The sequence below is a fragment of the Salinicola salarius genome (genome assembly GCF_002179555.1).
GTDB classification, from domain to species: Bacteria; Pseudomonadota; Gammaproteobacteria; order Pseudomonadales; family Halomonadaceae; genus Salinicola; species Salinicola salarius_A.
In genome coordinates this window covers 1-12,006 of the sequence record NZ_NHOU01000033.1, presented here as the reverse complement: position 1 = coordinate 12,006, position 12,006 = coordinate 1, and the positions used below count along the sequence as shown (strand labels likewise).

Genomic DNA, 12,006 nt, shown 5'->3' with positions numbered 1-12,006 from the left:
ATCCTTAAAGTCAACTTCAAGGTCAAGGGCTTTCGAGGAAAGGAGCATATTCTTTTGCGTTATATCGGAAGATATGTATCCATGGTTGACCTTGCAGTAGATGCAACCTTTAGAATCTTTCGCCGAACCATGTCCGAAGTAGGCGGCTGGCCCTAGGCTGCTTCGCATCGAGCACCTTGCCCCCAGGAAGCGTAACGCCTTGGAATCTCTCTCTTCTATTGGCTTGATCGGCGCCTTCGCCGGCGGGTTGGTGTCCTTCTTCTCGCCCTGCACGCTGCCGCTGCTACCGGCCTACCTGTCGGTGGTCACGGGTGGTAGTGCCGGCAAGGCCGATAGACGCCTGGAGGCATTGATCCTCAGTGCCTTCTTCGTCTTCGGCTTCAGCATCGTGTTCATCCTGTTGGGACTCGGCGCCAGTGGTATCGGCCAACTGATGCGGGGGTATCGCCAGGAATTCAACTGGGTCGCCGGCTCGGCGGTGATCGTGCTGGGCCTGTTCATGACCGGTGTGTTCCGGTTGCCGCTGTTCCAGCGCACCCTTCAGTTCACACCGAACGTCCAGGGTGGCTCCCCGCTGTCGGCGACGGTGTTCGGGGTCTCCTTCGCCATCGGCTGGACGCCCTGTATCGGCCCCATCCTGGGCGCCATCCTGATGGCCACCTCCAGCGCCGCCAGTGCCCAGGCCGGCATGATCTATCTCAGCGCCTACTCGGCGGGCCTGGCGCTGCCCTTTCTCGCCAGTACCCTGCTGATCAATCGAATCGCCCTGCATCGGCAAAGTCTGGGCAGGTGGAGTGCCTATGCTCGCCCGATCGCCGGCACGATCGTGATCCTGATGGGCATCGCTATCGTCTCGGGCACCATGACGCGGCTCTCCAGCATCATGGTCGACTTGTTTCCCTCGCTGGCGACACTGGGGTAGCCCGGCCGTATATCAGTCATGCGACAACCACACTGAAGGCGGTTCCTGATGTCCTTCTACGAGAATCACGTTTTGCCACACCTCCTCCACCTGGCGTGTGGCCACGAAGTGGTCGAGCGCCAGCGGGCGGCCGTGGTGCCGCAGGCACGGGGCCGAGTCCTAGAGGTGGGCATGGGGTCCGGACTCAACCTTCCCCACTACGATCCGCGCCGGGTCGAACTGGTCTGGGGGCTCGAACCCTCCGAGGGCATGCGCCGCAAGGCGCGCCGCAACGTCACCCGCGCGCCGTTCGAGGTGCGCTGGCTGGACCTACCGGGAGAGGAGATCCCTCTCGACGACAACAGTGTCGATACCGTGGTGCTCACCTACACCCTGTGCACGATTCCGGACTGGCACCGCGCGCTCGAGCAGATGCGTCGCGTCCTCAAGCCGGGTAGCCAGTTGTTGTTCTGCGAGCACGGCACGGCACCCGACGAGGCCGTGCGACAGTGGCAGGACCGCGTCAACCCCCTGTGGTGCAAGGTGGCGGGGGGCTGCCATCTCAACCGCGACATACCCGAGCTCATCGAGCACGCCGGCTTCGGCATCCAGCGGATGGAGACGGGCTATCTTTCGAAGGTCCCGAGGTTTGCCGGTTTCAATTTCTGGGGGGCTGCTGTTCCCCGCTGATCAAGCCCTCGTGTAATGAGGCGATCAGTGGGCAGGTAATACTCCCTTCCTGCTCATGACACGCATGTACCAGGTGGGCCAGTGTCCGCTCGATACGCTGGAGGCTGGCGATCTTCCCACGTACATCCCGCAGTTTATGCTCGGCCAGTGTGCTGGCCTCTTGGCAATGAGTGCCATCCTCCAATCGCAACAGCTCAGTGATCTCGTCCAGGCTGAAGCCCAGCCGTTGGCCGGTTTTGACGAAGGTCAGCCGCGCCACGTCGGCTGTGCCATAGCGGCGAATACTGCCGGCAGGACGTTCGGGCTCTGGGAGTAGCCCGCGGCGCTGATAATACCGGATGGTCTCGACATTGACGCCAACCGCCTTGGCCAGGCCACCAATGGTCATGGTGCCCGCTACTCTATCTGCCTGTCTCTTCATGACGCTTGACTCCGTATTCAACTACGGAAGTAACCTTATCGCAGTACCTCATGTCCTGAAAGGAGAAGCGTCCATGCGGAAATCGAAAACGGGGCGAGGGCCCCTGGCTGCCGGAGGGCTTGCGGCCCTCCTTGCCTCGATCTGCTGCCTCGGCCCGCTGGTGCTGATCATGCTGGGGATTTCCGGCGCCTGGATCGGCAACCTGACGGCCCTGGAACCCTACCGCCCCCTCTTCATCGGTGTGGCACTGGTGGCGATGTTCTTCGCCTGGCGCAGGATCTTCCGGCCAGCGGAACAGTGCCAGCCGGGGGATGTGTGCGCTGTGCCCCGAGTCCGTGTGGCCTACAAAGTGATCTTCTGGCTCGTGTCGCTGCTGGTACTGATCGCGCTGGTCTTTCCCTACACATTGCCCTGGTTCTATTGAGAGGAGGTTCCCCATGAAAACTCGTATCGCCCTCATCGCGCTACTCGCGCTGCTCAGCTCGCCCGCCATGGCGGCCCTGCAGACCGTGACGCTCTCGGTACCGGGCATGACCTGCGCCGCCTGCCCGATCACCGTCAAGGCCGCACTCAACAAGGTGGACGGCGTCTCGCAAATCGACGTGAGCTACCCGGATCGTGAGGCCGTGGTCACCTTCGACGATGCCAAGACCACGGTTGAGGCCCTGCTCCAGGCCACGGCCAATGCAGGTTATCCCTCGACGGTGAAGGAATAAGCGTGAAAGGTCCGAAGAAATTTTCAAACGTCGTGCTTGGCAGCGTGCTGATGGTGTTGTGTTGCGTCGTGCCAATAGTCCTGATTCTGTTCGGCACGGCGGGCCTGGCCGCGCTGACAGGCTATCTCGACTACGTGCTTTTCGCTGCCCTGGCCCTAGCCATCGTCATCGGCTTACCTCTCTACGCTCGACACCGCAAGCGAAAGCAGGACGCCTGCCGCACCCATGAAGCCTCGGAGAAGCGTGATGATTGAACTCAACGTGAGTGGCATGACCTGTGACAGCTGTGCGAACCATGTCAGGGAAGCCCTGGAGAAACTGCCCGGCGTGCAGTCGGTCGAGGTATCCTATCCGCGGGGGACGGCATCGGTAGCCGTTGATCCGGGTACACCGGCCTCGGCGTTGACGTTCGCCGTGACCCGACTTGGCTACCAGGCCCGACTGGCCAACAGTGGGATACCTTCTCCGGCAGACGCATCGGTTTCCAAGGGCCGCGATGCAGACGCCCCGCACATCGCGGTCATCGGCAGCGGCGGCGCCGCCATGGCGGCGGCCCTGAAGGCCGCCGAACGCGGCGCCCACATTACCCTGATCGAACGCGGTACCCTCGGTGGCACCTGCGTCAACACCGGCTGTGTGCCCTCGAAGATCATGATTCGCGCCGCGCTTATTGCCCACTTGCGCACGGCAAGTCCCTTCGATGCGGGCCTGAGCGCCCAGGCGCCGGTAGTGGATCGGGCGAAGCTGCTCGAACAACAGCAACGGCGTGTCGAGGAACTGCGTGATACCAAGTACGAGGGGATTCTGCGCGACCACCCGGCCATTACGGTCATGAAGGGGGAGGCCCGGTTCGTCGATGCCCATCACCTGGCGGTCAGGCTGGATGAGGGCGGCGAGCAGACCATCCGCTTCGATCGCGCCTTCATCGGCACCGGCGCCCGTCCCGCAGAACCGCCAGTCCCGGGCCTGGCTGACACTCCGTACTTGACATCCACCAGTGCGCTGGCCCTGGACACCCTACCTGAGCGGCTGATCGTCATCGGCGCCTCGGTGGTGGCCCTGGAACTGGCCCAGGCCTTCGCCCGGCTGGGCAGCCGGATCACCCTACTGGCCCGCAGTCGCCTGCTCTCCCAAGAGGACCCAGCCGTGGGGGACGCGGTGGAGGTGGCGTTTCGCCGTGAGGGCATCGAGGTGCTCAAGCAGACCCAGGCGAGCCGCGTGGACTACACCGACAATGAATTCATTGTCGACACCAACGCCGGCACCTTGCGGGCGGATCAACTGCTGGTGGCCACCGGACGGATACCCAACACTGAGGCGTTGAACCTGGCGAGCCTCGGCGTGGAAACCGCGCGTGGCGTGATTCTGGTGGATGAGCATCTGCAAACCACGGTGCCGGGACTCTATGCCGCCGGTGACTGCACCGATCAGCCGGAGTATGTCTATGTCGCCGCTGCTGGCGGTAGTCAGGCCGCCGTCAACATGACGGAAGGCGACGCCACCCTGGATCTCAGCGCCATGCCGGCGGTGATCTTCACCGACCCCCAGGTGGCTACCGTCGGCCTGACGGAAGCCGAGGCACTCAAGCAGGGCTTCAGCGTGGAGACCCGCGTGCTCGACCTGGAGAACGTGCCACGAGCGCTAGTGAATTTCGACACCGGTGGTTTCATCAAGATGGTGGCCGAACGCGACTCAGGGCGGTTGCTGGGGGTGCAGGCGGTGGCGGGAGAAGCTGGTGAGCTGATCCAGACGGCGGTGATGGCACTGCGGGCACGCATGACCGTACAGGCCATCGGTGATGAGCTGTTTCCCTACCTGACCATGGTGGAAGGCCTCAAGCTCTGTGCCCAGACCTTCACCAAGGATGTGAAGCAGTTGTCATGCTGTGCGGGGTGAACAGGCTGAGCTTGAGGTTCTATTGAATATCACTACTTGCACAAGTCAGGAAACAGACTTGATTGAGCTTTCAGCCAGGTTTGATGTTCTACGGATAAGGCCAGGGTGCGGGTGGGCGCCACGCCCACGCAGACGGGGATGCCGGTGAACTGGCGCACGTTGCGGTAGAGCGTGCGCGCCAGGGCCTGGGTGGTGGCCGTGTCGAAGCCGTCGAATCTCACGAACATTTCGTCGATGGAGTAGGGCTCGACGCCGGCGGAGAACTCCTCGAGGACCTCGCGCACCCGGGCGCTCATGTCGCCGTTTATGTGGAATGGAAAATCAAGAGGGATACGAACCGTTTCGTCCTTTTACTCAATAAAATACAGCGTCGCTTGTCAGGTTCTGTCTGAGAAGTCATGGCAGCAATGCTTTCCCTGTTCACTGAGCAGGAGCCCGCCAAGGCTGGCCGTTACAGCTTTCGAGCACCAGCATTCTTTGGATTTTCTGCTTTCATACCTAATGGAGATATGACTGAGCGATAGGTTTTTGGAAACAGAGGTCCCGGGGGCCTTCGCCAGTGGTGTGACAACTTCCTGTTTCAGGATGCTCTATTGCACGTCTAATTACAGACCGAAGAAGATGGCGAAAAATATGCTGGCTTTTCTTGTCTCTGTGTATTTATCATGAAGGCTGGGTAAATTTTGCACAGGACCTGCTTCATCTCATGATGTTCATCAGGCTTATTCTCATTGCGATATTGACACTATCGATTCCAGCCCTTGGGTTGGCGTCGTCAGGTGTTGGTGAGCAGTGCGAGATGATGCCAGGAACATTCATGATGCATGATGCACCTGACCAGCAGGATTGTGATGTGATGGCACAAAATTTCGCATCACAACCCGACTCGAGCGATAAATGCCCGCCAATGCAGGACTGTGTTGTCGGCATGGCGCTATATATCTCCAACTCGAATTTATCCATCTATACCTTACATCCCGTTCGCGTTTCCCCTCTGCTGTATGACCCGCCTGCCGTTTTCCGTTCTACCGACGGCTTATGGCGCCCTCCTCGTTTGAGCTGACTCCCTACTGAGATTCAACTTTCGCAGCTTCTATCGACTGCGAGGTTAAGCACGACTGTGCGTTGAAAAATCTGGAGTTAGAGCATGTATCTTCACAGATATCATGTCCTGTTTGGCTGGCTAATGAATGGCTGGCTGGGCATGGCCGGAGGCGTTCATGCCTCATCACTAAGCTTTAATGATGCCCTTGCAATAGGCGTACAAAACGCCCCCGAACTGGCTGCCAGCATGTCTGGTATCGCCAGCGCTCGTGAATTGATTGAGCCTGCCGATGCACTGCCTGACCCCAGACTAAGTCTTGGTGTCACCAACTATCCCGTTTCCGGCCCCGACAGGGGCAGCCTGACAGATAGCATGATGACGATGCAGCGCATCGGTTTATCGCAGTCCATACCCAATGGCGCCAAGCGTCATGCCCGCAAGACCATTGCCGAGGCCGAGTTGGGAAATGCCCAGGCATTGCGTTCTGTGGTGCATCTCATGGTGCATCACCATACGGCGCAGGCCTGGTTCAAGCGCTACTACCTGGAACGCAAGCTTGAACAGCTTGATGAACTCGACCAAGAAAACCGCCTTCTCACGACTACCGTTCAGGCTCAGATCGCATCAGGCAGCGCCCCGCTGACTGACAGTGTGCTTGCCAGACAAGCCGTGGCCGAACTTGCCGACCGACGTGACGCTCTGGAAAGCGAGCGGATCGCAGCCATCGCCGAGCTTCGCCGCTATGTGGGCGATGCGGCCGATGAGCCGCTTGAAGGGACACCGCCTTCTTTTGCCATTGCGCCGGAAGCCCTGCGCACACGTCTGAAACGCTATCCCGAAGTACTTGCCTTGAGTGCTCAGACTCGCATTGCCGAGGCCAGACTCGCTGAAGCGAAGGCCGAAAAGCGTCCTGACTGGGGCGTTGAACTGGCCTACCAGCATCGTGATGAACGCTACGGCGACATGGTCTCGGCACAGGTGTCGTTTGATCTGCCGCTGTTCTCCGGCAGCCGTCAGGACCCGACAATTCGTGCCCGTCAGCACACCGTGGAACGCCTTCAGTTCGAATACGATGCATTGCTGCGTGAGCAAATGAGTGAGCTGGACCATCAGCTGGCCGACTACGCCGCACTATCCCAACAGCTCAATCGAGCGCAAACCACCTGGCTTGATCTCGCCAATCAGAAAGTCGAGCTGCAGTACGCCGCCTACAAAAACGGCCAGAGCACTCTCGACGCCATCCTGGCCGCACGCCGCGAACTGATCGACCAACGCCTGCGCATCATTGATCTCAAACAACAGCGCGATCTGATCGCGATGCAGCTTCACTTTTCCTATGGGGAGCCCATGAATGAATAAGAATACGCTTAAAGTGGCTGCCCTGTTGGTTACCGTGACCGCTGCTAACGTGGGCATCACCTCCTGGCTGATTCATCGGGATACATCAGGGACTGAGCCTGCATCCAAAAAAGCGCAGGACCAGAGTGAACAGCGCGAGGTGTTGTACTGGTATGACCCGATGGTGCCGGATCAGCACTTCGACCAGCCGGGGCAATCCCCGTTCATGGATATGGCACTGGTACCCAAGTATGCCGACGAAGCTGGTAATACAGATGCTGCCGTCAGGATCAATCCGGGGGTGGTACAGAACCTTGGCGTACGCACCGTCCAGGTTACCCGTACCGCGCTCACCAGCGCTATCGAGGCTGCCGCCAACGTGCAGTTCAACGACCGCGATGTAGCGATCGTCCAGACGCGCAGCTCAGGATTCGTCGAGCGCAGCTACGATCTTGCGCCGGGTGATGTGATCAAGCAGGGCGCGCCCCTGGCCGATCTGCTTATCCCCGCCTGGGGCGGTGCGCTGGAAGAGTATCTGGCTGTGCTCAATACCCATGATCGCACTCTGATTAATGCTACGCGTCAACGGCTGATACTGATGGGAATGCCGTCAGCCTTGATCGAGCGTGTCGAAAAAAACCGCCGGGCCCAACCCGTCATCACGATGCATGCGCCGATTGGCGGCACCGTGCAGCGTCTCGATGTCCGGGCAGGAATGGCGTTGGAGAAAGGTGCGCCACTGGCAGTGATCAACGGGCTGGACACCGTCTGGCTCGAAGCCGCTGTGCCTGAAGTCCAGGCCGGCCGGGTCCGCGTCGGTCAGTCTGCCACAGCGCGGTTGACCGCCTATCCTGGCGAGACGTTCGAGGGTCAGGTGATTGCCGTGCTGCCCACAAATGATCCGTCCAGCCGTACGCTGCAGGTGCGCATCGCGCTGCCCAACCCCGAGCTGCGCCTGCGTCCCGGCATGTTTGCGCGTGTCCAGCTTGAAAGCACCGCAGAAAGCGTACTGACCGTACCCAGTGAGGCCGTGCTGCACGGCAGTCAACGCGACTATGTGCTCGTCGCTGACGGTGAGGGTGGCTTCACGCCGGTAACCGTTACCCTGGGAAGACAGTCCGGTCAGCAGACCGAGATACGCGATGGGCTGCAGGAAGGCCAGCGCGTCGTGGCATCGGGTCAGTTCCTGATCGACTCCGAGGCTAGTCTGGCCGGTGCACTCGATCGTCTCGGTGATACAGAGAGTGCGGGCACTGGCAACGCGGAAGCCATGGGCAACATGAATATGGACGCCCAGAGCAGCATGTCGGCTGAAGAGGCCAGCAGTGCGTCGATTGAAAGCCGCGGACGTGTCGAGGACTTGTCTGCCACGCAGATTACCCTGTCGCATGAGCCCATCCCGGCGCTCGATTGGCCAGCGATGACGATGCCATTCGAACTGGCCGACCCAGGATTGACGGAAGATATTGAGGTCGGCGACACCGTGACCTTCACGATGCGCGAAGGTGATAGCGGTTACGTTATCGATCAGCTGCAGCAAAGCGGAGGCGCACAATGATTGCACGCGTGATTCGCTGGTCAATCGGCAACCGCTTTCTGGTGCTGCTGGCAACTGTATTCATCGCCGTTGCCGGCGTGGTCTCGGTCAAGAATATGCCGCTCGATGCACTGCCGGACCTGTCCGATGTGCAGGTCATCGTCCGTACCCCCTATCCCGGTCAGGCGCCACAGCTGGTCGAAGAGCAGGTGACCTACCCGCTTTCGACCATGATGTTGTCGGTTCCGGGGGTCAAAACGGTACGCGGCTATTCGTTCTTCGGCGATTCCTATGTCTACGTGCTGTTCGACGACGATACCGACCTTTACTGGGCGCGTTCGCGGGTGCTCGAGTATCTGAGCCAGGCCCAGGGCCAGCTACCCAATGATGTCACGCCAGTGCTGGGCCCTGATGCGACCGGCGTGGGCTGGGTGTATGAATACGCACTGGTTGATCGCAGCGGCCAGCACGATCTGTCCCAGTTGCGTAGCCTGCAGGACTGGTTCCTGAAATATGAGCTCAAGAGTCTGCCCGGCGTTGCCGAAGTCGCTACCATCGGCGGTATGGTCAAGCAGTACCAGGTGGTGCTTGACCCAGCGAAACTGGCCGCTTATGGCATTACACAGCGTCAGGTCATCTCGGCCATTCAGAATGCCAACCAGGAAACCGGCGGCTCGGTGCTTGAACTTGCCGAAACCGAGTACATGGTGCGGGCGTCCGGCTACCTCGAGTCGCTTGAGGACTTCCAGCACATTCCGCTCAGGGCCAGTGCCGAGGGCGTCCCGGTCACGCTGGGTGACGTGGCGAGGATTCAGCTCGGGCCCGAGATGCGTCGCGGCATTGCCGAGCTCAACGGCGAAGGCGAAGTGGTGGGCGGCGTGGTGGTACTGCGCTCCGGCGGCAATGCGCTGGCGACGATAGAGGCGGTCAAGGACAGACTAGCCACGCTAAAGGGCAGCCTGCCCGAAGGCGTCGAAATTGTGCCCACCTATGATCGCAGCCAGCTGATCGAGAACGCTGTCGAGAACCTGAGCCACAAGCTGATCGAAGAGTTCATCGTCGTCGCGCTGGTGTGTGTATTGTTTCTCTGGCATCTGCGCTCGGCTTTCGTCGCGATCCTGTCGCTGCCGCTGGGTCTGCTGGTTGCCTTTATGATCATGCAGTGGCAGGGCATCAATGCCAACATCATGTCGCTGGGCGGTCTGGCCATTGCCATTGGCGCAATGGTCGATGCTGCCGTGGTCATGATCGAGAACGCCCACAAGAAGCTCGAGGCCTGGCATCATGCCCATCCGGGCCAAGAGCTCAAGGGAGAACGCCGCTGGACAGTCATCGGCGATGCTGCTGCCGAAGTAGGGCCAGCCCTGTTCTTCAGCCTGCTGATCATCACGATGTCATTCATTCCGGTATTTACGCTGCAGGCTCAGGAAGGTCGCCTGTTCGGGCCGCTGGCGTTTACCAAGACCTACGCCATGGCCGGTGCGGCTGGTCTGTCGATCACCCTGATCCCGGTATTGATGGGCTACTGGATTCGCGGCCGAATTCCCGATGAGAACCGCAACCCGCTCAACCGGCTGCTGATCTGGTTATACCGGCCGCTGCTCAACGTCACGCTGCGTCGCCCCAAAACCACGATCTTTCTGGCGCTGGTGTTGTTGGCAAGCGCGGCCTGGCCCATCAATCGGTTGGGCAGCGAATTCATGCCACCACTCGATGAAGGCGACCTGCTCTACATGCCCTCTGCCCTGCCGGGGCTATCGGTGGGCAAGGCATCGCAATTGCTGCAGCAGACCGACCGCCTGATCAAGACCGTGCCTGAAGTGGAAAGCGTGTTCGGCAAGGCCGGCCGCGCCGAAACGGCTACTGATCCGGCGCCCCTGACCATGTTCGAGACAACGATTCGTTTTAAACCACGTGACGAGTGGCGGCCTGGTATGACGCCTGACAAGCTGGTTGAGGAGCTTGATCGCATTGTGCAGGTACCGGGCCTGACCAACGTGTGGGTGCCGCCGATTCGTAACCGCATCGACATGCTTGCCACCGGTATCAAAAGCCCGATTGGGGTCAAGGTTTCAGGTACCGACATTACTCAACTTGACCGTATTGCCCAGCAGGTCGAACAGGCAGCGAAGAAGGTGCCCGGGGTGACCTCGGCCCTGGCTGAGCGCCTCAAGGGCGGGCGCTACGTCGATATTAATATCGACCGAGCAGCAGCGGCGCGCTACGGGCTCAATATCAATGATGTGCAGGCAATCATTTCCTCAGCGATCGGTGGCAAGAACATCGCCGAATCAGTCGAAGGGCTGGCCCGCTATCCGATCAACGTGCGCTATCCACGCGCCGTGCGAGATTCGCTCGAAGAGATGCGCCAGCTACCGATTCTTACCGCCAGCGGCGCGCAGATCACTCTCGATAGCGTGGCGAATATCAGCCTGAGCGAAGGCCCGCCGATGTTGAAGAGCGAGAACGCACGCCTGACCACGCTGGTGTATGTCGACGTACGCGACCGTGATCTCGGCTCGGTAGTCGCCGATCTGCAAGAGGTGGTCGGTCAGCAGGTCAAACTCGCACCCGGTACCTCGATCGCTTACTCGGGCCAGTTCGAATATATGCAACGTGCCAATGCGCGGCTCAAGCTCGTCGTACCGGCCACACTGTTAATTATCTTCGTACTGTTTTACCTGGCATTTCGCAGGATCGGTGAAGCTGTGCTACTGATGAGCACGCTGCCTTTCGCGCTGGTTGGCGGGGTGTGGCTGCTTTATCTGCTCGGCTACAACATGTCGATTGCCACAGGGGTAGGATTCATTGCATTGGCCGGCGTCTCGGCCGAGTTCAGTGTCGTGATGCTGCTTTATCTCAAGCAGGCCATTGAACGCTATCGCGCGGCAGATGGCACTCTTGAGCCGCAGACGCTCGATGCCGCTATTCAGGAAGGGGCAGTACTGCGCGTACGTCCCAAAGCGATGACTGTAGCCGTTATTCTCGCCGGACTTATCCCGATCATGGTAGGCAGCGGTACCGGATCGGAAGTCATGAGCCGCATTGCCACGCCAATGGTCGGAGGGATGATTACCGCCCCATTCGTTTCAATGCTTCTGGTGCCCATCGTGTATCGCCTGATGCGTACCCCGCGTCATCGAGCCGCCATTTCTCATCATGCAACACAAGATTAACCGTTCCACATCTTATGAGGATTTACCCATGAATAAGCTGATTCGTCCATTGCTGACCGCTGCCACGCTGGTGCTGGCCACCCAGACACTACCTGTCATGGCAGCGGAAATACAGAATATGGACATGAAGTCATCATCGGGGCAGAACCAGACCAAAGCCGTTGAGGGCGATGGCGTGGTCAAGGCTATCGACCCACAGTCGCAGAAGATTACCCTGGCTCACGGCCCCATCGAGGCACTCAACTGGCCAGCGATGTGTAGTGGTCAAGTGCTTTTGGCCACCGAG

13 protein-coding genes are annotated in these 12,006 nt (G+C 59.9%); 11 read left to right on the top strand and 2 right to left on the bottom strand.

Going from position 1 to position 12,006, the window contains the following annotated elements; genetic code table 11:
• Window positions 1–199 precede the first annotated feature (199 nt).
• Both CCD76_RS16510 and CCD76_RS16505 read left to right on the top strand, forming a co-directional pair.
• Entirely contained in the window at window positions 200–922 is a 723-nt protein-coding gene (locus CCD76_RS16510; protein ID WP_087720523.1) for a cytochrome c biogenesis CcdA family protein, read from the top strand.
• 72 nt (window positions 923–994) lie between these two features.
• Entirely contained in the window at window positions 995–1,591 is a 597-nt protein-coding gene (locus tag CCD76_RS16505) for a class I SAM-dependent methyltransferase (protein ID WP_256961343.1), read from the top strand.
• Here CCD76_RS16505 and merR read toward each other — a convergent pair.
• The gene (merR, locus tag CCD76_RS16500) at window positions 1,560–2,012 is read right to left on the bottom strand and encodes an Hg(II)-responsive transcriptional regulator (protein ID WP_087720521.1); all 453 of its coding nucleotides are present in this window, start codon (window positions 2,010–2,012) and stop codon (window positions 1,560–1,562) included. The two genes, CCD76_RS16505 and merR, sit on opposite strands and share 32 nt — an antisense overlap.
• 73 nt (window positions 2,013–2,085) lie before the next feature.
• Here merR and merT point away from each other — a divergent pair, with 73 nt between their 5' ends.
• From merT to merA, 4 genes are read left to right on the top strand one after another with little or no spacing between them, the layout of a single operon-like run.
• Window positions 2,086–2,436, top strand: a complete 351-nt coding sequence (gene merT / locus CCD76_RS16495) for a mercuric ion transporter MerT (protein WP_087720520.1) — start codon at window positions 2,086–2,088, stop codon at window positions 2,434–2,436.
• A 13-nt stretch (window positions 2,437–2,449) separates the two neighbouring features.
• Window positions 2,450–2,728, top strand: a complete 279-nt coding sequence (merP, locus tag CCD76_RS16490) for a mercury resistance system periplasmic binding protein MerP (protein WP_087720519.1) — start codon at window positions 2,450–2,452, stop codon at window positions 2,726–2,728.
• A 2-nt stretch (window positions 2,729–2,730) separates the two neighbouring features.
• Entirely contained in the window at window positions 2,731–2,982 is a 252-nt protein-coding gene (merF, locus tag CCD76_RS16485) for a mercury resistance system transport protein MerF (protein WP_143543307.1), read from the top strand.
• Entirely contained in the window at window positions 2,975–4,624 is a 1,650-nt protein-coding gene (merA, locus tag CCD76_RS16480) for a mercury(II) reductase (RefSeq protein WP_087720518.1), read from the top strand. Before merF ends, merA begins: the two co-directional genes overlap by 8 nt.
• Window positions 4,625–4,656: 32 nt before the next feature.
• Here the strand turns inward: merA and CCD76_RS16475 are convergent, their stop codons facing one another.
• Window positions 4,657–4,920, bottom strand: coding sequence for a Y-family DNA polymerase (locus CCD76_RS16475; protein WP_256961342.1), 264 nt, complete (start codon window positions 4,918–4,920; stop codon window positions 4,657–4,659).
• A gap of 410 nt (window positions 4,921–5,330) precedes the next feature.
• On the opposite strand from CCD76_RS16475, the gene CCD76_RS19830 reads away from it, so the two are divergent.
• The 5 genes from CCD76_RS19830 to CCD76_RS16455 all read left to right on the top strand — a co-directional run.
• A complete protein-coding gene (locus CCD76_RS19830; RefSeq protein ID WP_143543306.1) occupies window positions 5,331–5,687 on the top strand; it encodes a hypothetical protein in 357 nt (118 codons plus the stop codon).
• An 84-nt stretch (window positions 5,688–5,771) separates the two neighbouring features.
• Window positions 5,772–7,028, top strand: a complete 1,257-nt coding sequence (locus CCD76_RS16470) for a TolC family protein (protein ID WP_218777061.1) — start codon at window positions 5,772–5,774, stop codon at window positions 7,026–7,028.
• Window positions 7,021–8,565, top strand: coding sequence for an efflux RND transporter periplasmic adaptor subunit (locus CCD76_RS16465; protein WP_087720517.1), 1,545 nt, complete (start codon window positions 7,021–7,023; stop codon window positions 8,563–8,565). Before CCD76_RS16470 ends, CCD76_RS16465 begins: the two co-directional genes overlap by 8 nt.
• A complete protein-coding gene (locus CCD76_RS16460; RefSeq protein ID WP_087720516.1) occupies window positions 8,562–11,720 on the top strand; it encodes an efflux RND transporter permease subunit in 3,159 nt (1,052 codons plus the stop codon). Before CCD76_RS16465 ends, CCD76_RS16460 begins: the two co-directional genes overlap by 4 nt.
• A gap of 28 nt (window positions 11,721–11,748) precedes the next feature.
• On the top strand, window positions 11,749–12,006 hold a 258-nt coding region (locus CCD76_RS16455), incomplete at its 3' end, for a copper-binding protein (protein WP_218777060.1).

Coding starts and splice junctions, on each gene's coding strand:
- merR (WP_087720521.1), bottom strand. CDS start 2,012: ATGAAGAGACAGGCAGATAGAGTAGCGGGCACCATGACCATTGGTGGC.
- merT (WP_087720520.1), top strand. CDS start 2,086: ATGCGGAAATCGAAAACGGGGCGAGGGCCCCTGGCTGCCGGAGGGCTT.
- merP (WP_087720519.1), top strand. CDS start 2,450: ATGAAAACTCGTATCGCCCTCATCGCGCTACTCGCGCTGCTCAGCTCG.
- merA (WP_087720518.1), top strand. CDS start 2,975: ATGATTGAACTCAACGTGAGTGGCATGACCTGTGACAGCTGTGCGAAC.
- CCD76_RS16475 (WP_256961342.1), bottom strand. CDS start 4,920: ATGAGCGCCCGGGTGCGCGAGGTCCTCGAGGAGTTCTCCGCCGGCGTC.
- CCD76_RS19830 (WP_143543306.1), top strand. CDS start 5,331: ATGATGTTCATCAGGCTTATTCTCATTGCGATATTGACACTATCGATT.
- CCD76_RS16470 (WP_218777061.1), top strand. CDS start 5,772: ATGTATCTTCACAGATATCATGTCCTGTTTGGCTGGCTAATGAATGGC.
- CCD76_RS16465 (WP_087720517.1), top strand. CDS start 7,021: ATGAATAAGAATACGCTTAAAGTGGCTGCCCTGTTGGTTACCGTGACC.
- CCD76_RS16460 (WP_087720516.1), top strand. CDS start 8,562: ATGATTGCACGCGTGATTCGCTGGTCAATCGGCAACCGCTTTCTGGTG.